Below are 23,428 nucleotides of genomic sequence, written 5' to 3'. Positions count from 1 at the left end.
TAGTTATTTCTTGAAGTTTACCTGATAAGAAAGTTTGATAACATATTCACGACTGCGACCTGGGATAGGAGCATAGGCACCTAGTCCGCCGTGGTAAGGCTGCGGCATTAATGGCCGCTCATTAAACATATCATATACGCCTGCGCCTAACGTGAGCCCTGGTAGTAGATTTTTGTAATTCAAGAATACATTTACCAAAGTGTAGGGTTCCAGTTCATTGGATATTAGTTCGTAGTTTTCATCGGATGTAGTATAGGCATAACGTGTGCCGACATAAATCATGGTTGGGCTAAAACTTAAGTTTGGAGTGAGGTAAACATTGGTATTCAGTGTTACCTTGTGTGCTGCCATTCCAGCGTATTGTTTGTCGGTTTGTGGTATCCGGTATTTTTCTACTGCATTGTCAGATAAGGCCTGGCTAAAGGAGTACGTCAAATGAGAGTACCATTTTTTCTTACGAATGCTGTAGACAACTTCAACTCCTTTGGTGCCTGACTTCTCTGAACTTTCATACCACTCCACAAAGGTATCGCCTTCGCCTTCCGATCCATATACAATAACATCTCGCGTGGAAATATGAAAGGCATTAAGAGACAGCAGCATTTCAGGTGTAAACTGATAACCGACTTCAAACTCAAACACGTTAGACCTTTCGGGCTTTGCCCCAGTGGTATCAATCAGCACATTGTATAGGGAAGGCGACCGGAACGATGCGCTATAAAGAGCCTTGAAATGAAAGTTTTGAATCTTTTTTGTCAACGCTACGCGAGGCACAAATGCGGAGGCGAACTTGGTGTTTTTTTCGAACCTGAAACCTACGGTTGCATTTGCTAGCCGATGTTTGAATAATGCTTGTGCATAGAACGCAACGTTATGCATCTTTAACATGGTTTCATCTACTGAAAGGTCTATACCCTTGTCGCTAAAATAAAGCGCACCAAAATTCAGGTTTACTTTTCGGCTGATGTCTACGTCGGCATCCAGTTGTCCAAGCGTACGCAACGCCCGCACATTAAAATCCACTTCGGGTGTATCTTCAAAATCGTATTGCCATGGCTTTTGGTTCATATATTGAACACGGGGGGTCAATCTGAATTTGTCAGAAAGTTTTATTTTGTACTCTATGTCAAGTGCATAGTTGCTGAAGGATGCAGTTGATATTGGGTCGGCGTTTTCAAATTGATCGTACATGGTGCGTACGGATAGTCCGTTGTATTTCAATCCAAGGTTGATATTCAGCGGATCGGCGTGAGACTCATGAACTAAAGAAACAGGTTCTGAAGCAAGGAAAATATCCTGATATAGTTGATCGCTTACAATACTTTTTCCTTTAAATATCGATAAATCCCATGCAAATTTTTGTCCTTTATGAGATGTCATAACCCCACCGTTGGTTCGGCCGGTGGCATCTTTGTGAAAACCTGCTGTACCGTAGACTGCCACGCCATTGAGACTGGAGGCAGCCTTGGTGATGATGTTTATGACGCCGTATTCTGCAGACCCGCCATAACGTGCTGAGCCAGGGCCGCGAATAATCTCAATGCGTTCAATGGCGTCAACCGGAAAGCGGTTGCCGACGGCGACGCTTTGATAAAGCAATTCATTAAAAGGTTGACCATCCATCAGCACAAGAATTTTTCCTTCATTTGCCCAATTGCCGCGAAGGCTAAGACCCTTCACAAAAGAAAGGTCGTGTGCAACATCAAAACCTGGTACTAGCCGAAGGACATCAACCATGTCACGTGCACCACTATTTTGTATTTCTTCGGCGGTCACAACGCTGATAATACCTGGGGTTTCTCGCGATGTCAGGTTTTGGGAAGATACTGAGACATTTTTGTTAAGCATTTTTTGAAGATCACTTTCTTCAGTAAATGCGTTAAGGCTCATGATTGAATCAAGGTCCTGGGCTTGCAGTGAGAAACAGGAGATCGCTAGCACAGAAAATGCATAGCTGAATTCTAATCGCATAATAAAAACGTTAATTATATAAAAAATAAAAAGCAATGTTTCAGCACTTAGCTGTTGCTAAACGGCAACATGGACTCCCGACATACAGGTTAAAAAATACTCACAATCCAGCCATTACGAAGTTATAATATTCCCACGTACCCGTGTGTTTGTGTGTCGACAAAATAGAATGGCGTGGCGACGTTTATTGCAACTTATCGGAGGCTGTTGATGGGAGAATCAATAAACCGCGTGGATGGTGTTTAAAATGGCATGTAACTCAAACGTTGTAACGTTAGGCTATCTTTCATTTAGCCTCGAAACTTGTCATTCACTACAGCCCACTTAAGTCATTACATAAATGTATTATTTGAACTGGTTTTTCAGTATTCTATGAGATTTCTTATAATTTATGACACCGACAATGTGATTAAAAGAACATTTGAAATTGAAAAGCTTGTGTATATCCTTAAGCAGATTTAAATTTCTAAAATGATTTTAACAAATTTCGTTTGTATGAAAATCGCTGAAAGAGGTAAAGGTTGATGACTAAGGGTTATGTTGTCGGATTCAAGTGAAACTCATCCGGCCAATCAACGCTTGATTCATGTATAGGTACGCGGTGTACATTTAGTAAAGGAGTAGACTTAGGTTGAGAGGTAATTGAAAAGCCTTTGAACGAACAGGTTGATCCTGATATTCGCGAGTTTTAAAGATTTACAACGTAATACCTGGGCTATTGGAATGCCGCTAAATTAGAATTTGTTTTTAATTAATAAAGTACGAACAATGCCTTACGTAAATATTAAAATCACTGATGATGGTGTAACATCACAACAAAAAGCTGAACTTATAAAAGGGGTAACAGAATTGCTTCAAAAAGTATTGAACAAGAATCCGGCTACTACCGTGGTTGTTATCGATGAAGTATCGACCGATAATTGGGGTATTGGGGGAGAGCAGGTTACAGTGCGGCGAAAAAAGTCCTAGCGATTTGCAAATGTAAATACAGACTATGCTTGTGAATGGGCGATCTATCAGTTCACTTTTTCAAACACGTCGTTCCATATAAATTTTCGCCCGTCAGGAAAAATGCTCGTACCCGTGACGTAAAGTTTTTCGCCATCTATTTTTTGTGTCATCTCAGTCTCGCCCCAGAGTTTTTTTGGGAACGACGCAAAATCCAGCGCCGGATAATATTTGTCATCTTTCATCGTATAGCCGCCCCCCATAACATGTTCGAATTTTTTATCCCTGCTGCTGGCATACATCCAATGCGTGGGTGTGATAATAAACAGCGCATTCACAGTTTCATTTGAATCCGAATGACGAGTTCCATCTGCGGTGACATACGTAGACGACAAAAGCCTCCAGGTGCCATTCGTTGGATTGTTGATATACGATGCCGAAGCCTTCACCCGACCGAAAACTAGTTCTTCCAGAATGACTTTCTTTCCATCAGGCCGGATGAGAGTACCTGCTTGAACGAACTTGTCGTTGACTATCTTCCATGTATAGTCTGTTTTAACATTATCAAAAATAGGGGATGAAGAAAGCATCGGAATTTCATCGTATTTATTACCATCGACGCGGATGGCTCCGGCATAACAGCGGTTGAATACAAGCGAATCACCTTCCACGTCCTGTGCGATGAGCATGTAATGCGTCGGCGTTATTATTTTTATTTCGCGGTTTGATGATGCATCGCTGGCAAACCGTTCGCCTGCGGCGTTAATGCCTTTGATAGAAATCATTTCCCATGTTCCTACCAATGGTTGCGCGCGTATTGTTGTGTTGATAACTATAAAGAGTAGTAAAAAAGGGAATGGTCTTTTCATATGAGTTTGGCTTCCGTATACTAAAGATACTGAGAGGATTGGAAAGATTATCGATTTCGATACTCTACAGCGATATTTCTTCCAAACGAAATTTTAGTAACTTAAATGATATTAGTAATTCAAGATGTATGCAACGCCCGAGAGTAAAAATTGCAATGTCCAATACCGACCGGGTCATAGAATTTGTATCCGCGTCGGGCTTGATATTGATGTTTGCAATCATGCTGTTATACTACCGTAAGCTTCCAACAACAATTCCACAACACTATAACGCGGCCGGAGAGCCTGATGCCTTTGGAAACAAGTCCACTGTTTGGATCTTACCGATCCTGGCGTTTGTAGTCTATTCGATGTTAACAGCAGCTTTAAGGTACTCCCACCGTTTCAATTTTCCTTATAAGATCACAGAAGAAAACGCAGAACGTCAGTACAGAAATTCCGTTTTGATGCTGCGAATTCTTAAACTGATCATTGTGTTTGGGTTCTGTTATTTGACATATGCCACCGTGCAGAATGGCTTAGGCGAGATGAACGGCATTGGCGTCATGTTTCTCCCACTTTTTCTTGCGATGATTTTTGGTGTTAATGCGATTTTCATTTATCGAGGCTTCAAACTGCGATAGTCTCACAGATTAAAAGCTCTTTTCTTTTCTTTGGACTTTATATATTCCATCAGATGTTGGCCCATGTTTCTGGCCGGCAGAATGTAGTCTGGAAAGTCGTTCGCGATAACACTATTCGGCATGGAATCAAATTTCGTTGACTTCGGATCCTGCACCATGACCATTCCTCCGTACTCTTCAATGGCATTTGCACCGTTTGTTCCGTCATTACCCATACCCGATAAAATAATTCCTACAGCCCGATCTTTTACATCATGCGCAAGTGAGGTGAAAAATTCATCGATGGCGTAATTTACATCGGTTTTAGCCGTCCGTTCTTTTAACAACAGATAGCCATCCTTAATTGTAGCGGTAGTGTTTTCCGGCATGAGGTATATACATCCGGGCTTGATTTCTTCGCCGTTTCGGATGGTATATACTGGTAAACGTGTATGCCGCGACAGCAAAAATTTCATTTGACTTTGAAAATCACGTTTTAAATGTCGTACGACAATAAAAGATGCATTTATGGAAGGCGGGGTATTTTCAAAAAAATCATATAGCGATGATTCACCACCCGCTGACGCACCTATCCCTACGATAAGGAAGTCGTTGTTCATGATTTATTCGGAAGTCTTACGTTTTACAACAGTTAAAATAGTTAATAAGTTTACGCCCATTGGTCATCTTAAATGCTCGCTTCGTCGGATATTATTTTCCTCTAAATAATATTTCACTTTAACGGCACTCGGGCCCACCGCTTCTATGGCATGTTTTAAATCTACGATACTAATTTCAAACAACTCGCACCACGCCTGCACTTCATATCCTTCATCCATGTGGATCCTATCCACTTCTTCATCACGATCTTTTATATCCTCATTCATAATCATCGTTTCAAAAAATTATTGCAAAAATTATTCCATGGAGAATAATGGGGATAATGAAGCGCATCAATTGATTTCAGATAGGGCTGTAGATGTTTATCCACAGCTAAATTTCCATAATGAAGAATGTGAATACGAATTTTTTTTCACGCTTAGGTCAATTTCTTATTAGATGAAGAACGGCGTCCAATGAAGTAGGCGACTCCATTTGAACGATTGCGCCACCCGTGATTTGTTTTGGTGCTACTATCGTTTTATTAATCAACGGTATAAACCACGTCGCTTTATATTTTCCTTCACCATTTTGTAAATTGATTTTAGCTTCTCCACCATCAGGGAAATAGATTAAATATTCCTGCCCAACGTCAGCCAGGCAGTACGTTGTAGAAGAAAGTTCACTATGGGGAATCATTCTGTCCAGATTTAATCGATCGGCGAAATCCAACGTATAGCCCATGTGCCGACGGATCAAATCCCAATCCGGATAATTTCTATCATCTTTCGAAATCCCATCGCTATTGTATAACCAACCCTCTGCCTTATCATCATTTTTTTTTCCCGGCAGTGGTTCCCATGGATCCATAAAAATTGGATTTAGCCCTCTCAAAAAACTCTTCCATATCCACTTATGGTTTCCCCCGTGCCCCCATAAATGATCAGTATCATTGATTACCACCTTCGTCCCATCGGCTTCCGGCGGATCTTCCTTGAACGACGTGATTCGTATCGAGTCCGCCAATTTCCAAGGATAAGGCGTATAGTTAGGTGATATCCAGTCTGCTGGGCTATCAAATAAAATTTGATTCGTCATTTTTTTATCACCGCGATGTGTCATTCCCACCGGATGTTGTTTCGGCATCGTAGCCTCAGTTTCTTTGATGAAGTTTATCATGTGATATTGCCACTCCGTTGCACCGCCTTCATTGATGATTTCATACAGAACATTATCCAAATCATTTACGGTTAAGATCACTTTTTTAACGTATGCTTTCTGAATCAGCAAAAGCTTTGCGGGTATTAACATGCTATGAAGGCTTGGTCTGTCATCATAATCCTCCGGCGTTTCCGGGGCGCCGATCTTATTGATGTTATTCGCTACGTTGTATGGCTGGTAGGGGAAGGGATTGCCAACTTTTGAATCAATTCGATCCTGGCTCCATCCTTGAAACAGCATGATGGAAACATAGATACCTCTTTTACCTGCGTCAATAATCCGTTGACGAAGGCGATCAAAATATTCAGGATTATACTTTGTAAGGTTAAATTTTGGCAGCTGGTCATTTGCAAGGCCTGGTCCGGTGCGAGCAAAAGGTAACGGATTTACAACAATAACTTCCGAGCTCCAGGGTGCCATTTGTGCTTGTTCCCATGCCCACATCCTCATGAAATTATGATTATTTTTTTCCATCATGTCGAGGTAGGATTTGTAGTCGAATACCGGCTCAGAGGCCGATGTCATGTCCTGCAAGTTTTCCCAGGTATGAGAACCTGTCAGATAAATTGCCTTACCTCGGTTATCAGTGAAGTAGCGTGGATTTGTATTATTTTTTTTTAAAGGGCCATGAAAGATGTGCTGCGCAGATAGGTTTGAAAAGATGAAACAAAGAATACAAATGTTTACAAAACGCATGGTGCTTATTTTGTGTATGTTGTTCAAAGAAACGTCACAGCGGACATTTTTAATTTGTCACGTTGCTACAACTAAAGTATCTGATTAAATTCCAATCTTTCACCATCCGGACCAACGATGTTAAAGAACTTGCATCCATTTTTCCAGAAGTTTAAAAAAATTGGTTGGTCCTCCAACACGATGAAGCCAGCAGTTTTGAGCGTCAGAAATGTTTTATCGATATCAGTGACGTCAAAGGCGATATGATCGATGTGCCCATCGTTACGATTTTTTATTTTTCCTAATTCGGAGGAAGGCATTTGGTATAACTCCATCAGTATACCGCCTAGCTTCATCATCACACAAGTACCTTGACTGTCATTAAATTCGAATGTAGATTCCATCACATTGGTAAAGCCAAGCTTTTCGTAAAATGCCTTTGACTTTTCTAAATTGGTGACCGGAATCCCAATATGTTGTAATGAAGTGATGGGAAGTTCCACTGGTTGCATAGTGCAGGTTGATATGAAATCAATTTATGCAATTATTAAGGTTCCGCAAAAGGCAAAGGCGCACGGATTAAAATCCTGTGCGCCTTTTATAAGATATTAGTAAGGATTGATTGTCTTAATTCAAGGCAACTGTAACTCTGCCACTGGTTTGGATATTTACAGGTATACCGCCCCCGTTTATTTTTCCTTCCACTTTATGGTCTTCCTTATCTCCATTGAAATTATTCATGTTTTCCAAATTTATCCGGTCACCTCGAAGATTGAGGTTTACGCCTTTATTGCCGGGCATGGTTACGTGAATGTTTCCGCCGGAGTTGCTAATGGTAACATATTCTTCCAGCTTGTCGATTTCAATTTCCATATTACCGCCGCTTGTTGATGCATCTACACTGCACTCAAGATCACGGAGGTCAACGCTGCCACCCGATGTGTGTGCAGTTAGCTCTCCGGTAATGTCACCGCCGCGTATAGGGCCACCGCTGGTATTTGCTTTTACTGTGCCTTTTAAATTATGCAGGCTAATCGACCCGCCTGACGTTGAAAGTGAAAGTTTTCCATTGCAATTTTCGGCTTCGATGCTTCCGCCACTAGTCGCCAGGTCTATCATGTCTTTTGCATTGCTAACATGAATACTTCCTCCGGAAGTCCTGCCTTTGATCTTGCCGCTCAACTTGTCAAGTGTTAGACTGCCACCACTGGTTGAAAAACTCTGGGTGCCTGATAAATTACGCATGTCTATGCTTCCGCCGCTGGTACTCAAGTCAGTCGAGATAGTTTGAGGCACATAAACTTTAAAAGAGATACTCAACGCGTGACGCCAGTTAAAGAACTTATCCTTAGGTTCGGCAATCAGTTTCAGCTCATTGCCCTCAACACCAATTGTTAATTTATAGTCTTCATCAAGGCGCTCTTTGATTTCATCTTTGCTAAGCGTTTTTCCATTGTTACCCTTGATGAATACTTCAACGCGTGCCTGTTCGTTACCACCTTCTACTGTAATACTGCCTCCGGAAGTACGCGCATAGAGTTCTTTAATCGACTCATTTGAAAATGATTTTGTGATATAAGGTTCGCGATCCTGGGCTTGAGTGTTTATCACCAACGTGATAAAGGCAACAAGGAAAACAAAATTAAAAGCTTTTTTCATTAGATTAAGTGTGTTGAGGTTTGAATAACTGATGAACAATAATCTCGGCACCCAATCCTTGTGCCATGACCTGATAACGGCTTTATTCCATTTCAATGCCCTATCCGGTCACAACAGTGTTCGTATTTATACCAATAATGCACGAATCCGAACAAGAATTTCTGGTTACCAATTTTATTAGAGACTGCGAGAGCTTTGGAAAGGTTGCATGGATGAGCTCAAATTTAAATCACTTTAAAGCTTTGCTAAAGCCGGTAAACGCTTAAAGTAAGTCATTGATTTCCCGCGCGAGGTTCAGCCGGGCCTGATTTTCAAATTGTTTAATGAAACGGTCGGTTTTAAAAATGCTTTTCATGGCAAGAAGGTGTTCGAGTACTTTTCTTCGCCCCGGTTTATAGAGGGTGTCGGGATAGATGGCATACTCTTGTCTGACCTGCTCGCAATATGTACGATAGCTATTCCACTCGTGACCAAGGATGGCGAGATCCGAATCGGTAAAAAGATTGGTGTCATGGCTTTCACTTAGGGCATGAATTTTCGTGGCGAGGATATGCTGCAGGCAACTGTCGATGGTGGCCCTAGGCACATGCAATTCGTTCAGTATACTCGATGCGGACTCAGCGCTTTTTTCTTCGTTGTCTTTCGCGGAAACGTTGTAAATAAAATCATGGTAGTACAAGGCAAAAAGCACTGCGTCAAAATTTTTTATTTCCTGTTTTGCAGGTAAAAGTTGTGCGAGCAAATGATACAGATGCGTGAGTGTATGATAATGACGGCTCGGTTCTGAATAAGCAGACGATAGTTCAAGCCAGCATTGTTCAGACGCATCAGGACCCGCATATTTCTCGATCAAACTTTTGAACGTCTGTGCCAACACACCCAGCATTTTTACCTCTGTTAATCTCCAAGGGGAATCGGGATGGAGAACGAAACCTGGAGATATCGATTTTTGGAGTCAATGTTTTTGTAAAGATTGATGGTGCCAAAACTTTGTCTGCATTCAACCTGCAATTTCTTAAATAAAAGGGCTCCAATGCCGGCCTGGAAACCAACGTCCCACTGGCTATCGTAATGTATGTCCCCTTTATTTGAAGCGAGGCCCCCATCAAACTTTATTTTGCCTGACCCAGCTTCCTGTATAGGATCCAGGTAGCTGGACGTGCGGCTAAAGTTATATCGATGCGATCCCCCTAACCCTAAGGCTACTGATGGGCCGCCGGTTACAAAAAAATCCTTGTGCAGCAATTTTATTTTTAATAGAACCGGTACTTCAAGGTATGAAACATTATACCGGTTGGATGCCGACTCATGTAATTCATATGTATCCATGCCATCAGGAATATAAATATCAACTGCGTATTTGGCTTCGTATGCGTTGCGCACATAATTCAATTCAGCCCGTGCCGATACCGTATTCGTCAGCTTAAGCTGATAGCCGACACCGATCAAAAACCCGACACGCGGCTTTATATCGTAAGGCGTGGGATTGTAGGTGTTGACAGATGCAGTAGCGCCAATGCGCGGATAAAGAATTTGGGACCGGGTGACAAGACAACTTAATGCCAAAATGATTGTGAGGCAGAGGGCTTTCATAATTCTCAACTTAGGTTGCTCCTTTTTTAGATCAAAGCGCTACCTGAAGTTAATTTTAAAATGCGAATACGGAAACTGGCTTGAGAATAAACAGGAACTCAATTTAAATTTTAACCTTTAGCGCTGCCAATGCACTTTGCTTGTAAGCGCGTCCAAAGGGAAGAATCTTTCCACCAACCTCCACACCATCTGAGGCAATGGTTGAAATGGCCTTAGCCGCAATGAGAAATGAACGGTGGATCCTTACAAATTGTTCGGCAGGAAGTTTTGTTTCGAGAATACTGATTCCCTCCCTGGTAATGAGCATCCTGTTACGCAAGTAAACTTTTACATACTCGTCTAAACTTTCAATGTACAATATGTCGCTGGTGGCAATTTTGTGCATCTTTCTGTCCGCACGCAGATAAATAAAGGCGGGTTCTTCCACAGACTCAAGAACTTTTGAAGAGGCTGCCGTTTTTCTTTCAAAAAACTTGTTTGCTGCTTTTAATAGCCGTTCAAAAGAAATTGGTTTCAACAAATAATCGATGACGTCAAGATCAAAAGCTTCCGGACCAAAATCCCGAAATGCCGTGGTGACAATTATACTCGGAGGATTTTTTAAGGTACTAATAAATTTCAGTCCATCGATCTCCGGCATTTGAATGTCCAGGAAAATGAGATCAACCGGTTTACTTCGAAGTACATTGCTTGCTTCGATGGCGCTAGCACATTCGCAAACTAATTCTAGCCCTTCAATTTTGGAAGCATGCGTTGCAATCAATTTGCGCGCCAATGGTTCATCATCTACAACCAGATATTTGAATTTCATTCTTGAGGCTGTTTAGTGACGTATCATGAGGATGATCCCGAACTCTCGTTCATCTTCATTTACAATATCGAGCTGATATCTGTCATCGTATAAATGATTAAGCTGACTCTTCAAGTTCTCCAAACCAATGCCATGACCATTTACTCTCTCTTTGCAGCTATTGCGAATTTCGATATGAATGTGGCCCGGCTCACAACAAATTGACATCGTTATCCATGATTTTCCTGCTGTCGGCATTACGCCATGCTTGAACGCATTTTCCATCAGCGTAATTAGTATCATTGGCCCAATAGCATGTTCTCGCGTATTTCCGGTAACAGAGATGTTCACATTAACGCGGTCTTCATACCGAAGCAACTCCAGCGCCACATAATTACGGAGATGTTTTAATTCACTGTCAAGCAACACAAACGTCGATCTTCCTTCTTTAAGAACATAATCCAGTACATCACTTAATGCGAGGATGGCTTGAGGCGCCTTATCCGATTTAATTGTTGCCAGATAATATAAATTGTTCAACGTGTTAAATAAAAAGTGAGGATTAAGCTGGGTCTTTAAGAACTTCAGTTCTGTCTCGACTTTTTCACGCATCAGCGTCTGGTAATCTTCAGTTGATTTTTTCCAACGCAAAAGCATTTTAATACCGCTGGCAAAAAAAATTACCATGAGTAACGATGTTAACATAAACACAAGATCGAAAGAGGCGGGACTCATGTTTTTGATGGTCACCTCCGCCACAACGATAAATGTAATCAGGGTGATAACGGTTTCCAGGAATAAAGATCCCAACAACGTATAAATAAAGTATAATCCGAAAATGATATAGCGCTCCTTCATCAGGTATCGGGGAATGAGTACATAGTTGACAAAATAAGTTGTTGCGATTGTTATCGGCATGAGCAGGCCAACAAAGAAAAAGGTCATCGAATAATTCTCATTTTTCCGGCCGAAGAATATTACATAAAACGCAAGGATCATCAGCCAGAAAAAAACGTGAACTACCCAGCGCTGTTTCGTAAAAAATGAATTCAACAAAGTCGCGGTCCGATCCATACCGATCACATATTAAAGAAAAAAATGCGCAGCTAATAATATCTGGTGCAGACATTTCGCCAAGTATCCCATTCAACATTGTTTTGAACCCTTTCGCCATATGCGGCACGCCACAGGTAAGAGCGGGGTCCAAAGCATCACTTTATCTAATAAGCCGGTTTTACTTTAATGTTCTTGATAAACTTGTTGAAATAAAAAATAAACTTAAACTTTATCTTATGTCAAACCTATTAGATACCTATCGTTCAGGCGGCGTTGAATACATGCACCCGTTGACACTACTTTTTCTTTGTAACCTGACGATCATTGGATACATTTTGATTAGCAAATTGAAAAAAAAGTTGATTGACTCGAAATGGCTGGAAGCGATCAAACACATTAGTGGACTTGCAGTGGCCTTTGGAACATTCGGAACATTGTTTGGCCTTTTCATAGCGTTTGATGTTTTGGAAAGCAGCGAGCAAGTTATTCCGTTTCAGGTTATTATGGGTGGATTAAAAGTAGCGCTTATCAATATTCTATATGGTTTAATTATTTTCTTTATTTCGATGCTGGCGTATATTATTTTGAAGTTAAGGGTAAAAAAAATCTAATTAAAATTCTAGCCTATGACCTTGGTAGTATTTCTAATGATCATTGGCATTGCATTGGTGTGTCTCATTGTTGTTGGTGTAGGGCGGATACCAGAATTTCGGAAAAGGTGGCAAGGGGCGTTTAGATACACCGTTGCATTATTACTGGCATGGATTTGCTTGGCAGTGTTAATCGGCATCAGTGTAATGATCGACTTATTTGAGAGGGATTTATTTTCCTTCCCAATGTTCCTGGAGGCACTGCAAATTCCGATGCTACTTTTTGTAGGAGGCCTGATGGTTATTTTAATTTCGTTATACGGCGCTATCGGATTAGCTTCAAAAAAAGTTGAACAACCATAAAGCTTTAAAATTTATTGCGATTTTAAGGGTGGTCCAACCACTTTCATATCATGATCTTCAAAGACTTTTGCGATTTCCTCTTTTGAAGGAGGTGAAGTCCATTTGTCAGTCGCTTTAAAAAAAGCTTCCATTTTTCCAGCAGGCAAATATGAAACAATCATTTTCCCTTTTTCCGTTCGCTGGATGAAGGCATGCGGTACAGTTCTAGGAAGGAAGATCGTATCACCTGTTTTCACGGTATGCTTTTCGTCTCCAACTTGAAATAGATACTCGCCCTCTACAACATAAAACCACTCATCTTGAAAAGGATGAACGTGCAACGGCGGCCCTCCGTTTGGAGTAAGGCCTGTTTGCTCTAACACAGCCAGGTCACCATCCGTATCCGAACCCGAGATTTTAATATCAAGGTTGTTTAATGTGACGCCTTTCATTTTATAGCGTTCACCAAACCTTGCTTCATTCGCGTTCACCTTGAACCCTTTTATTGTTCTTAATATTTTAGTTTTGATGATACCAAAAGCTGTTGAGGGAAATAACGCCAAAGCCCCGAAAAGAAAATTTCTCCGTTCCATTGCCATGTTAGTAGGTATTAAGATATAATGTTTGGTAAGGTGCGCTGATTTTCTCACAATCGCAGCAAATGAGAATAATTAAGCAAAAATAAATGATTGTAATACGAAAGGTATCGAAGCAACGGCGCCACCAACAAACTACACCTCTATTCGTTTCGCAGAGATTTTACAGGGTTACCTCTGGCAGCTCTTACAGCTTGAAAACTTATCGAGATAAATGCAATTAGCAACGTAATGATACATGCAAAAAGCAATGACCACCATGGAAACGATATCCGAAACGCAAATTGCGTTAACCACGAATGCATGATCCACCAGGCAACAGGCCAGGCTAACAAGTTGGCTACCCCTACTAGCTTCATGAAGTCCTGGTTGATCATTAACACGATATCTTGAATGCTGGCGCCAACAACTTTTCGGATTCCAATTTCCTTGGTTCGTTGTTCTGCAGTGAAGGTCGCCAATCCAAACAAACCCAGGCATGCAATGAATATTGCGAGCGACGTAAACAATAGAAAAATAAATCCGATGCGTTTTTCTGTTTTATGCGTAGCCTCAAAATTTTTGTCCAGAAAAGTATATTCAAACGGTGCATGATTGGCGTACTTGTTCCAGATCGATTTTATCAACCCGATCTTCTCTTGGGTGTTGCCCGGTGAAAGCCGGATACCAATCTCCCAATTTGGTTGCGGCCCAAGGGTGATAGCCAACGGTTGAATCGGTTCTTTCAAAGATGCAAAATTGAAATCTTTAATAATTCCTATGATTTCCCGTTCACGGTTGGAATGGTCATAAGTAGAAAAAAGTTTTTTTCCTTTGAAGATTGTAAGTCCGAGTTGTCTGGCAGCAGTTTCGTTGAGGATGACGGCGTTAGTGTCGGCAGGATTTTGTTCAGAAAAAAAACGTCCGGCTACCATTTCATACCGCATTGTTTCCTGGTGATCCCAATCGACCTCGTACACATTGAAAAGATATTCTTTTTCCGTATCCACGAGTCTGAATAAATATTGCCAATCAATGTTAGGCGGAAGCCTGCTTGCATAACTAGCAGAAACAATTTCGACATGCGACAACAATTCTTTTTTAAATGCAACACCATTTTTACCCAGGTTTCGCGTGTGTAGCAGGTTGATGACATTTGCCTTATCAAAACCAACGTTTGCCTGCTGTATATATCGGATTTGTAAATACACAACTAAAGTAGAAACTATAAGGACTGACGAAATAAAGAATTGAAAAATCACTAACCCGTTTCTTATTCCGTAACTGCGTAGTTGTTCACGAAGTTTGCCTTTTAATACTTCAACTGGACTGAAGTGGGATAAATAAAAGGCTGGATAACTTCCGGCCAGTAACCCTGACAATACAATACATCCAATGGTCAGCCCCAGAAATGCCGGTTGTACAAGTACAGAAATGCTGAGTTGCTTGTGCGTGAAGTAATTGAATATTGGTAAGATGGCTATGATCAGGAGCAAGGAAATCACAACGGCCAGGATAATAAACAAATAGGACTCTAAGAGAAATTGCGTTACCAACCGGTTGTATGGAGCACCTACTGCTTTGCGGATGCCAACTTCCTTCGCCCGGCTTGCTGACCTGGCTGTTGACAAGTTCATAAAGTTGATACATGCCAGCAATGTTATGAACAATGCGATGATTCCGAAGGTGTAGAGGTATTGAACGTCGCTGTTGGGTTCGATCTCATCATTCAGTTGTGACCTTAGGTGAATGTCAAGCAACGGCTGCGAAAAAAAAGCAACATCATTGCCAGCCGCTTTAAAATCGGCGAGGGTTGTATGATGTACCTGTTCGAGTTCTGCACCAATTTTATACTCAATGATCTTATTGAATTTGACAAACACATTTTCAGTCGTTTCACCTGGTTTGATTTTGAAGTACGTGAAAACCCGTCTTGTCATATAGTCTCCGGGTTCTGCGCTTGTGTATGAAGACAGAGAAAGGAGTAATGTGAAATGAAAATGAGAATTGAGTGGCGGATCTTCGGCAATACCCGTGACTTTTGCAGTATATCCTTGTGCAAGAATTAATGTCTTTCCAAGCGGTGATCGATCGCCTTTCCCCTTGTAATTAAAATATCGCTTAGCGGTCGATTCGGTCATGACAACTTTTCCTTCCCCCTGAAGGACGCTGTCGGGATGCCCTTCGATTAATTTGAAATTGAAAAACCGAAAGAAGTTGGGATCAACCAATAACAATTTAGCCTCCGTGAAGGATTGATCTTCGTACCGAACCGGAAAAGTTTCCCAACTCGCTATGCGAACTGTGCTTTCAATTTCGGATATGTCTTGCTCAAGTCCTTCTGCTACCTTGACACCCGTTTGCGCTGAGTTTATTTTTTTGCCTTCCAGCACGCCTTTGGTCCCTAAACGGTAGATTCGCTCTGCATCAGAATGAAATTTATCATAACTGAGTTCATCCTGGATGTAAAGAATAATCAGCAGGCTGCAGGTGATGCCGATGGTTAGGCCGGCAATGTTGATGATCGAAAAGCCCTTTTGCCTCAACATGAAGCGGAGAGCGATTTTCAAATAATTTTTTACCATTTAAGTTCGGGCGAACAAATATAACATATTGGTTTTTAAAGTAGATGCTGAGCGAGGCGTGTTTAGTGTTTTTGAGGCCTCGGTCGATCGATCAATTATTGATGCGGAATTGTGGGCTGTCTGAATGTTGATGTGTGATTCGCACCAGATTGAAACGCATTTCTCATCCTGATGGCCGGGACTTTATTCGACTGTTTCGTGCATTCGATTTCGTTGGAGGCCCTATTGAATCTATTTTAATTTTTGTTAAGTCAATCTTTATTGCAATGAGGTTAAAGGAGTCCGTTAACCGATATCAATTCCGATAATCTCATGGTCTTCAATCCGCGGAATGGATACGGATATAACTTGGTTATTTATTTTGTAATCCACCTTGTCGCCACGCAAAAGTAATTTCACTCCAGTCACTTTCATATTTTCAGGAATCCGTATGTCTACTTTTGCATCCACGGGTATCAGCTCCCGGAAAGGTCCTTTCATCATCATTGGATTGGTAAGGTTGACCAGGTGAACGGTCATGGATTTTTCCTGACGCCAGGTTGTTACGTCAATTACACCTGGTGCCCTAACATTCACCATAGGTTCTTCATTCAATGCCCACCGGATCGTGTTCTTTAAAAGCCTGCCGTGGTCAAGGCTCTGAATTTGCCAAAAAGTTCGATCCAGATCACCGGTAAAATAAGCGACCCTTGCTTTACCCGATTCCCTTAAATAAAGTTCACGGATATCGGTGTCCGTATTTCGCGGGTAAACATCTTCCATCGGAAGATCCGGGTATGTGGGGACCAGCGTAACCGGACTGGGAAAATCTCCTTTAGCGGTAACATTCACGCGGTGCGTTCCATTAATAATACGATAAGCATCCGCCAGATCTTTTAAAACGGGATGGAAGCCTTTAGTGTTCGGATCGCCGTTTAACCTTAAATAACTGTTCTGCAATGGGCCTTCAACGTTGTGGCTGTACGATACGCCAAATACGTCGGATAAACCAAACTCGGTTCGGGGTTTTCCCTCCTCATCATAAAGGGAGGTTTCGTAGGTTGCTAGCAAACTCCCTCCACGGTCTACAAATTTTCGAAGTTGATCACATTGGTCATCCGACAAAGCCGCAATGTTGGGAAGTATCAATAGCTTGTAGTCTTTAAGATGTTGCTCATCCAACAAACGGTCATTCACCATTTCAAAGGGAATGCGATCTTCAATCAATGCGTGATAAATTCCATAGGCGTGATCATCATAATTTTTTTGCCACGGTTTGCCGCCGTAGTTTTGATCGGTCTGCTCTGAATAAACAACGCCGGCACGAACGATGGGGGCCGTGTTTCTAAGGTATTTTTCAATGTCATAATATTTTTGATACATGCGCTGAACGGTGTCCATCCATCGCTTGTCAAAAATGTAGCCGCCAAACTTTACGAAGCAGGGGCGAAGTCCGTTGGCAACACCTTCAGCCACCCACACTCTGATTTCAGCATTGCTTTGAACGGAGTCTTTCCAGCGATATTGCTCCTCAATACCCACACTAAAAATTCCGACTTGGGGTTTCATCCCCATGGTAGCACGGAGTTCTTTGGCATGTTTGCCATTGGACCATGGTGGAATGATGCCACTTCGTGCTTGCTGATCGGCGAAGAAAAAGTCTGAATGCTGGCCCGTAATAAGCTTATCGGGAAAACCATTCGGAATGTAACGGGCTGTTGACTTCTGTTTTCTTATTTCTGAATCCCATAAGAACCAAAGTTCTTTCAACCGGTTTGTTCGCCACACCCTGTATTGCCTGTACGCAGGATCATTTAAATCACCACTCGCCATGGCCGTGCTCAACCCCGATTGATTTGTTTTCGGTAGATCGAACCCTGAGAAGTTCTTGAAATTTGATTTGCAATGTTGGCAATAGCAAATACCATGGCCAGACCATCGGTTCGAAAATATGGCTTCGGGTTGGTAACGTTCCATGATCTCCTTATTCACTGCAGTCATGAACTCAAAATTGAAAGGACCTAATGCGCAGGTTACCCACAAATCTTTGTTCGCCCAGTGTCTCCGTTGTTTCCCGTCAACCCCAACGGCAATCCAATCGGGGTGCGCTTCATAAACATTTTGCCGCGCGGCATGTGGGTCGGTTCTTAAAATAATCGACATGTTCATTTTGCGGCAGCCATTCACTAAATATCCCAACGGATCAGAATTTCCCAGCCAATCGCTGCGATGATGCAATGGGATAGTAGTTGGGTAAAAGGCTACAATTCCTCCGGCACTTAGAAGTACACCATCGGCATGAATCTTTCTAAAATAGTCGAGCCAAAAATCCGGGTCGTAGCGGCCAGGATCATTTTCGACGAAGGCCAACTGCGCCCACCGCATGGACCTGTCAAACCACGGTGCTTCAATTGCAGTATTGAAAGGCTGTGTTGACCTGGCAAAGGTGTTTCCAAAAATTGCCGCACCACCAACTACAGTGGATGTTTTAATAAATTTTCGTCTGTCCATAGTTAAGTAAGATATATTATTTCGGAAGGAAAACACAAGAAATAATATGGCAGAGGACAGGAATTAAATACGACTGGAAACTACCCGTAATCGGTCATGTCAATAGAACATGTTCATAATTCGATACGTGAGAAGCTGGTGAATCCAGCGCCCTAAGAATGATAACCAATCAAATTTTGCCTAAGCCATTTTTGTATTTGCTTTCCTATGATAAGCGCATGTCTTTTAAATATCTTGTCGACAACAATTACCCACACTAGGATTCCACAATTTTTCCATCAAATTTAAGGTGAGGTTTTGCGAGCTTGAATACATTAAACCACAACCAACCTACATATAACATGGAAACAAAAAATAATCTCAGATCAGGGCGCAGAGAAGCGTTAAAAATGATTGGCGTTAGTTCTGCTGCTGGTGTTTTAGGATTGCTAGGAACGCACCAGTCGCGTGCAGAAGACTATGTTACACCTTCTTATGCCAAGGGATTGCCGCCGGTTAAAATCAAGAGTGTAAAAGCGATTGCAACGGCGCCGCAGGGATCAAACCTGATTGTTGTAAAAGTTGAAACAACAGAACCTGGCTTATATGGTTTGGGATGTGCTACGTTTACACAAAGGGCTTTTGCTGTGGTCACCGCCATCAACAGCTATCTGAATGAGTTTTGTATAGGCAGAGATGTTGACAACATTGAAGACATGTGGAATGCCGTTTATGTAAGTTCGTATTGGCGTAATGGTCCTGTTTTAAACAACGCGATAAGTGGGCTGGATGAAGCGCTGTGGGATATAAAAGGAAAACGCGCAAACATGCCGGTGTATCAATTGCTTGGAGGGAAAGTGCGTTTCGCCGTTCCATGTTATACACATGCCAGCGGCAATACACCGGAAGCTGTTGCAGATCATGCGCAGAAAATTATTGCCGATGGTTTCAAATATGTTCGTATACAACAGGGGGGGTATGGGGCGGTTGGAGCAGCGGGAGCAGCCGATAAGCCTGACTTTAAAGAAGCTGGTTTTGGAATGGCGTCTGATAACTACATGAATGAAAGATTGTACCTCAAGTCCGTTCCACAAATGTTTGACGTTGTGCGCAAACGTTGTGGGGAAGAGGTCGAATTGTTACACGATATTCACGAACGGGTTCAACCGATGGATGCCATTAATATGATCAAAAAGCTGGAAGATTATAACCCGTTTTTTATCGAAGATCCTTTTTCTCCGGAGAACATGGAATGGTTTAAACAACTTCGCGCAAGCACGTCAGTACCCATTGCTATGGGAGAACTGTTCAACAACATTAATGAATTTAAAATGCCCATGGTGAATCAATGGTTTGACTACATCCGTGTTCATGTGTCTCAAATCGGAGGCATTACACCTGCGATGAAAATTGCCAGGCTAGGAGAGTGGTTTAATATTAAAACCGCCTTTCACGGTCCGGGCGATGTCTCGCCAGTAGGCCATGCAGCGCACGCACATATCGATCTTGCTGTTTGGAATTTTGGAATTCAGGAGGCAGTTTCTTTTTCTGATAAGATGCTCGAGGTTTTTTCAGGATGCCCAACAATGAAAAATGGATACATGTCTGTTAATGAAGTTCCGGGTATCGGTGTAGACATTAATGAAAAAGAGGCTGCTAAGTATCCCATAACAACCAAATCGAACTGGCAGGTTAGAAAAAGAGATGGGACTTTAATCCGGCCCTGATAATTGTACATTTTCGTTTGGCGATTGTAGATTTGTGATGAGCAAATTGCAGTCGTCGATGGCCAAAGATTTTCTAATCAAGAATAAGCGTCTCATCCTTTATGGTGTATCGATGGCCTTGTTGCTGTTTTTGTTGAAATGGCTTCAGTTGCGCTTCATTATTATCGATCATGCTTTCGAAGTTTACGCGGGTGGTATTGCGCTGATTTTTACCGGGTTGGGAATTTGGCTGGCGCTAAAATTGACAAAACCAAAAATCGAGACTGTTATTGTAGAAAAACAAATTTACGTTAACAACAATGCGTTCGAATTAAATGAAACGGCATTGACGAATCTCAATCTAAGTAAGCGTGAGATAGAAGTTTTACAATTGATGGCGGAGGGATTGAGCAATCATGAAATAGCGGAAAAATTATTCCTTTCGCTGAGTACGGTTAAAACTCATTCCCGTAATCTTTTTGAAAAATTAGGCGTGGCGCGCAGAACGCAAGCCGTAGACAAAGCTAAAAAGCTTAGTATTATTCCTTAAAGATCATCCTTAAGGCTGAAAATATTCCCAGCCCTTCCAAATTCATCCTAAAGTATGAGTCAAAAATGACGGTTACGCTACATTTTTGTCGTGAAGTCAAAAAGAATAATCGTATGAAAAAAAATGTATGGGTTTTCGGATCGGTAGCGGGATTGATCATTACGTCATTTATGGTGTATGCTGCGAACGAGTGTTACACCAATCCTGATATGCAAACCAATGATGTTGTAGGCTATGCCGGAATGATAGCAGTTTTTTCCCTGGTTTTTGTGGGAGTTAAAAATTACCGGGACAAATATAATGGTGGCATGATCACGTTCGGAAAAGCTTTTCAAACAGGTCTATATATTACCCTCATAGCTTCGGCAATATATGTTATCGTCTGGCTGATCGATTACTACATTTTTATCCCCGACTTTCTGGATAAATATATTCCACATGTATTAAAGGATGCGCGGGAGAGTGGTGCAACCGAAGAGGAGCTGAGAGAAAAAACAACCGAAATGGCCAACTTTAAAGAAATGTATAAGAATCCGCTATTTGTTGTAGTGATTACTTTCTCAGAGGTTTTTCCTGTCGGTCTTATTATTTCATTGATCAGCGCGCTCTTTCTAAAGCGAAAAACAAAAGCATCATCACCTGCGGCTGCATAATAAACTAACAGACTTATCAATATGAAAATCGGACTAACCAGTGTATTTGTGCACAACCCCATCGAAGCATACAAGTTTTATACCGAGGTCCTGGGTTTCGTAAAGAAAATGTATGTACCGGAAGCATATTTGGCGATTGTGGCGTCGCCGGAAGAACCAGAAGGCACATCGTTACTTCTTGAGCCTAACAACAATCCTATTGCAAAAACCTATCAGGAAGGGTTGTTTGCTTCTGGTTTACCAGTCATAGTTTTTACAGCCGGTGATATTTATAAAGAGCATGAGCGATTGAAAAACAAGGGTGTTGTGTTTAGAAAAGAACCTACGAAAACAGATTACGGAATTGAAGCCATATTTGAAGATACGTGTGGCAATCTGATTCAATTACATCAGTTTTAAAGAATGATTTAGATTGACGATCTATTTTAGAGTCAATCTAAATCGTTGTTTTTATCCATTCATGTTATTCCATTAATATGACAAACCTGGCGTTTTCCTAATGTAGCGGTTGTCGGTGACTTGCCTCAACATAAAATCGGCGACGTCGGCCCGTGAAATTTTGAGTGTTATCGTTTTGTCATCGGCGTCAAAACCATGACGGTATTGACCTGTATGCGGTCCGTTAGTAAATGCCGCTGGCCTCACGATTACCCAATCGATCGAACTCTGCATGATATACTTTTCTTGCGCCTCGTGATCTTGATAAGCTTTCTTCAGCAGCAGACCGAACATGATATGCTTCCAGAAGAAATTCAAGTTACCGCGACTGTCGCCTACACCTAGAGAAGTTTGGCAAATGAAACGATTAACACCTGTTTTTTGCATCGCAAGAAGAATATTCTTTGTACCCTCAGCGCGTAACTTGCCTTTGTTTCCATCGCCAAGCGCGCAGCAAACAACATCCTGACCTCTCACTGCGTCTTCTACAGTGGCAAAGGATAGAACATCACCTTGAATTTCCTTGAGATTACTATGGCTGATGCAAAGCTTGGATGGATCACGTAGAAAGGCCGTGACCAGATGCCCTTTGGCCAGAGCTTGTTCAACCAACAGTCGCCCTATACTACCGGTGGCGCCAAAAATAATTACTCTCATAGTTTTTATACCAAAACTATGGGTCCCCTCGCCTTAAAAATAGAATAAAACCGACGCGCAGCTTTAGAGAAGAGAAAAGTTTTCGGTTGACTTCCGGCCTCCTTTTTGAAACTGCAAAGGCGAAATTCCAGCAAAAGTTTTAAATGTGCGGATGAAATGCGATTGATCGGCAAAACCATTATCATATGCAATGTCAGACAAGTTGGTATAGTTGTTTTGCCTTAATTGATGAAGAGAAGCCTGAAACTGACACACTTTTGAAAATAACTTGGGAGATATTCCAATCTGTTGACTAAATTTTCTTTCCAATGACCGCTCTGACAATTTTAATTTTTGCTGAAGACTTTTTAATGAGACAATCCCCTTCGATTTTATAAGTTGTCTTAGCGCATATTCTGTTTCACCATCGAGCGTAGGATTCTTTTGTTTGATCTCCTCAGCAATGTGAGATGCAAATATTTCTATCTGACGTTGAGTAGAATTCGCATTGACCAATTGATCCCTCAGTTGTGCAGTGAGCAATGTTATATCCAAACAATTGTCTGTTAATTCACTGGCATTCAATCCATATATTGATTTAAGCGCATAAGGAAAAAAGCAAACACCAAGGGTTTTTAAATTTCCATGAATGTAAAATTCGGTGGGGGTGATAGTTTGTCCGTATAGATAAACCTCAGGAAGAATCCTATTCGAGGCGTCGTAAAACGTTCCTGCCGAGGAATGTTGAAAAAATATTCCAGGGCAACCATCGGCTAACGGACGTAACATCTTGAAAGATTTCGTGGGTGTATCGTTTTCCAACACCCAAAAATATCTCACATATTTACTGATCGATGCGGGAGGAAGTAATTGCGCATATTTCATTAAAAGATGAACGAA

24 protein-coding genes are annotated in these 23,428 nt (G+C 41.6%); 8 read left to right on the top strand and 16 right to left on the bottom strand.

Features of this window, described 5'->3' with window-relative positions; genetic code table 11:
- Positions 1–3: 3 nt before the first annotated feature.
- Positions 4–1,971 (bottom strand): TonB-dependent receptor plug domain-containing protein, encoded by a 1,968-nt coding sequence (locus P2W71_RS21885; RefSeq protein ID WP_276373528.1) that lies wholly within the window; start codon positions 1,969–1,971, stop codon positions 4–6.
- Between the two features lie 768 nt (positions 1,972–2,739).
- On the opposite strand from P2W71_RS21885, the gene P2W71_RS21880 reads away from it, so the two are divergent.
- Positions 2,740–2,940, top strand: a complete 201-nt coding sequence (locus P2W71_RS21880) for a 4-oxalocrotonate tautomerase family protein (RefSeq protein WP_276373527.1) — start codon at positions 2,740–2,742, stop codon at positions 2,938–2,940.
- 47 nt (positions 2,941–2,987) lie between these two features.
- On the opposite strand, the gene P2W71_RS21875 is transcribed toward P2W71_RS21880, so the two are convergent.
- Entirely contained in the window at positions 2,988–3,788 is an 801-nt protein-coding gene (locus P2W71_RS21875) for a hypothetical protein (RefSeq protein ID WP_276373525.1), read from the bottom strand.
- 128 nt (positions 3,789–3,916) lie between these two features.
- Here P2W71_RS21875 and P2W71_RS21870 point away from each other — a divergent pair, with 128 nt between their 5' ends.
- On the top strand, positions 3,917–4,411 hold the full coding sequence (locus P2W71_RS21870; RefSeq protein WP_276373524.1) for a DUF1648 domain-containing protein: 495 nt from the start codon (positions 3,917–3,919) through the stop codon (positions 4,409–4,411).
- Positions 4,412–4,413: 2 nt separating this feature from the next.
- Here P2W71_RS21870 and P2W71_RS21865 read toward each other — a convergent pair whose 3' ends face one another.
- From P2W71_RS21865 to P2W71_RS21825, 9 genes are all read right to left on the bottom strand, one after another.
- Positions 4,414–5,010, bottom strand: coding sequence for a chemotaxis protein CheB (locus P2W71_RS21865; RefSeq protein ID WP_276373522.1), 597 nt, complete (start codon positions 5,008–5,010; stop codon positions 4,414–4,416).
- A gap of 63 nt (positions 5,011–5,073) precedes the next feature.
- A complete protein-coding gene (locus tag P2W71_RS21860; protein ID WP_276373520.1) occupies positions 5,074–5,277 on the bottom strand; it encodes a DUF3606 domain-containing protein in 204 nt (67 codons plus the stop codon).
- 157 nt (positions 5,278–5,434) lie between these two features.
- Complete coding sequence (locus P2W71_RS21855) at positions 5,435–6,907, bottom strand: DUF6298 domain-containing protein (protein ID WP_276373519.1); 1,473 nt, start codon at positions 6,905–6,907, stop codon at positions 5,435–5,437.
- A 71-nt stretch (positions 6,908–6,978) separates the two neighbouring features.
- Entirely contained in the window at positions 6,979–7,398 is a 420-nt protein-coding gene (locus tag P2W71_RS21850) for a VOC family protein (protein WP_276373517.1), read from the bottom strand.
- Between the two features lie 115 nt (positions 7,399–7,513).
- The gene (locus tag P2W71_RS21845) at positions 7,514–8,545 is read right to left on the bottom strand and encodes a DUF4097 family beta strand repeat-containing protein (protein WP_276373514.1); all 1,032 of its coding nucleotides are present in this window, start codon (positions 8,543–8,545) and stop codon (positions 7,514–7,516) included.
- A 262-nt stretch (positions 8,546–8,807) separates the two neighbouring features.
- Complete coding sequence (locus tag P2W71_RS21840; protein WP_276373512.1) at positions 8,808–9,431, bottom strand: hypothetical protein; 624 nt, start codon at positions 9,429–9,431, stop codon at positions 8,808–8,810.
- Between the two features lie 11 nt (positions 9,432–9,442).
- Positions 9,443–10,138: a porin family protein gene (locus tag P2W71_RS21835; RefSeq protein WP_276373510.1), complete on the bottom strand. Its 696-nt coding sequence runs from the start codon at positions 10,136–10,138 to the stop codon at positions 9,443–9,445.
- 103 nt (positions 10,139–10,241) lie between these two features.
- Positions 10,242–10,949, bottom strand: coding sequence for a LytTR family DNA-binding domain-containing protein (locus P2W71_RS21830; RefSeq protein WP_276373509.1), 708 nt, complete (start codon positions 10,947–10,949; stop codon positions 10,242–10,244).
- A 12-nt stretch (positions 10,950–10,961) separates the two neighbouring features.
- Positions 10,962–12,002: a histidine kinase gene (locus P2W71_RS21825; RefSeq protein WP_276373508.1), complete on the bottom strand. Its 1,041-nt coding sequence runs from the start codon at positions 12,000–12,002 to the stop codon at positions 10,962–10,964.
- A gap of 218 nt (positions 12,003–12,220) precedes the next feature.
- On the opposite strand from P2W71_RS21825, the gene P2W71_RS21820 reads away from it, so the two are divergent.
- Both P2W71_RS21820 and P2W71_RS21815 read left to right on the top strand, forming a co-directional pair.
- Positions 12,221–12,595 carry a MotA/TolQ/ExbB proton channel family protein gene (locus P2W71_RS21820; protein ID WP_276373507.1) on the top strand — a complete coding sequence of 125 codons (375 nt, stop codon included), beginning with the start codon at positions 12,221–12,223 and terminating at the stop codon, positions 12,593–12,595.
- A gap of 15 nt (positions 12,596–12,610) precedes the next feature.
- Positions 12,611–12,937 (top strand): hypothetical protein, encoded by a 327-nt coding sequence (locus tag P2W71_RS21815; RefSeq protein ID WP_276373506.1) that lies wholly within the window; start codon positions 12,611–12,613, stop codon positions 12,935–12,937.
- Between the two features lie 11 nt (positions 12,938–12,948).
- On the opposite strand, the gene P2W71_RS21810 is transcribed toward P2W71_RS21815, so the two are convergent.
- From P2W71_RS21810 to P2W71_RS21800, 3 genes are all read right to left on the bottom strand, one after another.
- Positions 12,949–13,515, bottom strand: a complete 567-nt coding sequence (locus P2W71_RS21810) for a cupin domain-containing protein (RefSeq protein WP_276373505.1) — start codon at positions 13,513–13,515, stop codon at positions 12,949–12,951.
- Positions 13,516–13,655: 140 nt separating this feature from the next.
- Complete coding sequence (locus tag P2W71_RS21805) at positions 13,656–16,040, bottom strand: ABC transporter permease (RefSeq protein ID WP_276373504.1); 2,385 nt, start codon at positions 16,038–16,040, stop codon at positions 13,656–13,658.
- A gap of 321 nt (positions 16,041–16,361) precedes the next feature.
- Positions 16,362–18,566: a beta-galactosidase trimerization domain-containing protein gene (locus P2W71_RS21800; protein WP_276373502.1), complete on the bottom strand. Its 2,205-nt coding sequence runs from the start codon at positions 18,564–18,566 to the stop codon at positions 16,362–16,364.
- Between the two features lie 341 nt (positions 18,567–18,907).
- On the opposite strand from P2W71_RS21800, the gene P2W71_RS21795 reads away from it, so the two are divergent.
- From P2W71_RS21795 to P2W71_RS21780, 4 genes are all read left to right on the top strand, one after another.
- The gene (locus P2W71_RS21795) at positions 18,908–20,272 is read left to right on the top strand and encodes an enolase C-terminal domain-like protein (RefSeq protein ID WP_276373501.1); all 1,365 of its coding nucleotides are present in this window, start codon (positions 18,908–18,910) and stop codon (positions 20,270–20,272) included.
- Positions 20,273–20,330: 58 nt separating this feature from the next.
- Positions 20,331–20,801 (top strand): LuxR C-terminal-related transcriptional regulator, encoded by a 471-nt coding sequence (locus tag P2W71_RS21790; RefSeq protein WP_276373500.1) that lies wholly within the window; start codon positions 20,331–20,333, stop codon positions 20,799–20,801.
- A gap of 113 nt (positions 20,802–20,914) precedes the next feature.
- Positions 20,915–21,454, top strand: a complete 540-nt coding sequence (locus P2W71_RS21785) for a DUF4199 domain-containing protein (RefSeq protein WP_276373498.1) — start codon at positions 20,915–20,917, stop codon at positions 21,452–21,454.
- A gap of 21 nt (positions 21,455–21,475) precedes the next feature.
- Positions 21,476–21,853, top strand: coding sequence for a VOC family protein (locus tag P2W71_RS21780; RefSeq protein ID WP_276373497.1), 378 nt, complete (start codon positions 21,476–21,478; stop codon positions 21,851–21,853).
- 72 nt (positions 21,854–21,925) lie between these two features.
- Here the strand turns inward: P2W71_RS21780 and P2W71_RS21775 are convergent, their stop codons facing one another.
- Together P2W71_RS21775 and P2W71_RS21770 are read right to left on the bottom strand one after the other, a co-directional pair.
- Entirely contained in the window at positions 21,926–22,549 is a 624-nt protein-coding gene (locus tag P2W71_RS21775; protein WP_276373495.1) for an SDR family oxidoreductase, read from the bottom strand.
- Positions 22,550–22,612: 63 nt separating this feature from the next.
- On the bottom strand, positions 22,613–23,413 hold the full coding sequence (locus P2W71_RS21770) for a helix-turn-helix domain-containing protein (protein WP_276373493.1): 801 nt from the start codon (positions 23,411–23,413) through the stop codon (positions 22,613–22,615).
- Between the last annotated feature and the right edge of the window lie 15 nt (positions 23,414–23,428).

Origin of the sequence: Chryseolinea sp. H1M3-3 (assembly GCF_029360725.1) — a bacterium.
Classification (GTDB): Bacteria; Bacteroidota; Bacteroidia; order Cytophagales; family Cyclobacteriaceae; genus Chryseolinea.
Note: the sequence above shows the minus strand (reverse complement) of the source record. Positions and strands in the feature narration are given on the sequence as shown.

Excerpts from the sequence above, each read along its gene's own strand:
- P2W71_RS21840 (WP_276373512.1), bottom strand. The coding sequence starts at position 9,431 with ATGCTGGGTGTGTTGGCACAGACGTTCAAAAGTTTGATCGAGAAATAT.
- P2W71_RS21850 (WP_276373517.1), bottom strand. The coding sequence starts at position 7,398 with ATGCAACCAGTGGAACTTCCCATCACTTCATTACAACATATTGGGATT.
- P2W71_RS21875 (WP_276373525.1), bottom strand. The coding sequence starts at position 3,788 with ATGAAAAGACCATTCCCTTTTTTACTACTCTTTATAGTTATCAACACA.
- P2W71_RS21815 (WP_276373506.1), top strand. The coding sequence starts at position 12,611 with ATGACCTTGGTAGTATTTCTAATGATCATTGGCATTGCATTGGTGTGT.
- P2W71_RS21785 (WP_276373498.1), top strand. The coding sequence starts at position 20,915 with ATGAAAAAAAATGTATGGGTTTTCGGATCGGTAGCGGGATTGATCATT.
- P2W71_RS21855 (WP_276373519.1), bottom strand. The coding sequence starts at position 6,907 with ATGCGTTTTGTAAACATTTGTATTCTTTGTTTCATCTTTTCAAACCTA.
- P2W71_RS21770 (WP_276373493.1), bottom strand. The coding sequence starts at position 23,413 with ATGAAATATGCGCAATTACTTCCTCCCGCATCGATCAGTAAATATGTG.
- P2W71_RS21835 (WP_276373510.1), bottom strand. The coding sequence starts at position 10,138 with ATGAAAGCCCTCTGCCTCACAATCATTTTGGCATTAAGTTGTCTTGTC.
- P2W71_RS21820 (WP_276373507.1), top strand. The coding sequence starts at position 12,221 with ATGTCAAACCTATTAGATACCTATCGTTCAGGCGGCGTTGAATACATG.
- P2W71_RS21830 (WP_276373509.1), bottom strand. The coding sequence starts at position 10,949 with ATGAAATTCAAATATCTGGTTGTAGATGATGAACCATTGGCGCGCAAA.
- P2W71_RS21775 (WP_276373495.1), bottom strand. The coding sequence starts at position 22,549 with ATGAGAGTAATTATTTTTGGCGCCACCGGTAGTATAGGGCGACTGTTG.
- P2W71_RS21870 (WP_276373524.1), top strand. The coding sequence starts at position 3,917 with ATGCAACGCCCGAGAGTAAAAATTGCAATGTCCAATACCGACCGGGTC.
- P2W71_RS21860 (WP_276373520.1), bottom strand. The coding sequence starts at position 5,277 with ATGAATGAGGATATAAAAGATCGTGATGAAGAAGTGGATAGGATCCAC.
- P2W71_RS21800 (WP_276373502.1), bottom strand. The coding sequence starts at position 18,566 with ATGGACAGACGAAAATTTATTAAAACATCCACTGTAGTTGGTGGTGCG.
- P2W71_RS21845 (WP_276373514.1), bottom strand. The coding sequence starts at position 8,545 with ATGAAAAAAGCTTTTAATTTTGTTTTCCTTGTTGCCTTTATCACGTTG.
- P2W71_RS21790 (WP_276373500.1), top strand. The coding sequence starts at position 20,331 with ATGGCCAAAGATTTTCTAATCAAGAATAAGCGTCTCATCCTTTATGGT.
- P2W71_RS21810 (WP_276373505.1), bottom strand. The coding sequence starts at position 13,515 with ATGGCAATGGAACGGAGAAATTTTCTTTTCGGGGCTTTGGCGTTATTT.
- P2W71_RS21885 (WP_276373528.1), bottom strand. The coding sequence starts at position 1,971 with ATGCGATTAGAATTCAGCTATGCATTTTCTGTGCTAGCGATCTCCTGT.
- P2W71_RS21825 (WP_276373508.1), bottom strand. The coding sequence starts at position 12,002 with ATGGATCGGACCGCGACTTTGTTGAATTCATTTTTTACGAAACAGCGC.
- P2W71_RS21880 (WP_276373527.1), top strand. The coding sequence starts at position 2,740 with ATGCCTTACGTAAATATTAAAATCACTGATGATGGTGTAACATCACAA.
- P2W71_RS21795 (WP_276373501.1), top strand. The coding sequence starts at position 18,908 with ATGGAAACAAAAAATAATCTCAGATCAGGGCGCAGAGAAGCGTTAAAA.
- P2W71_RS21780 (WP_276373497.1), top strand. The coding sequence starts at position 21,476 with ATGAAAATCGGACTAACCAGTGTATTTGTGCACAACCCCATCGAAGCA.
- P2W71_RS21805 (WP_276373504.1), bottom strand. The coding sequence starts at position 16,040 with ATGTTGAGGCAAAAGGGCTTTTCGATCATCAACATTGCCGGCCTAACC.
- P2W71_RS21865 (WP_276373522.1), bottom strand. The coding sequence starts at position 5,010 with ATGAACAACGACTTCCTTATCGTAGGGATAGGTGCGTCAGCGGGTGGT.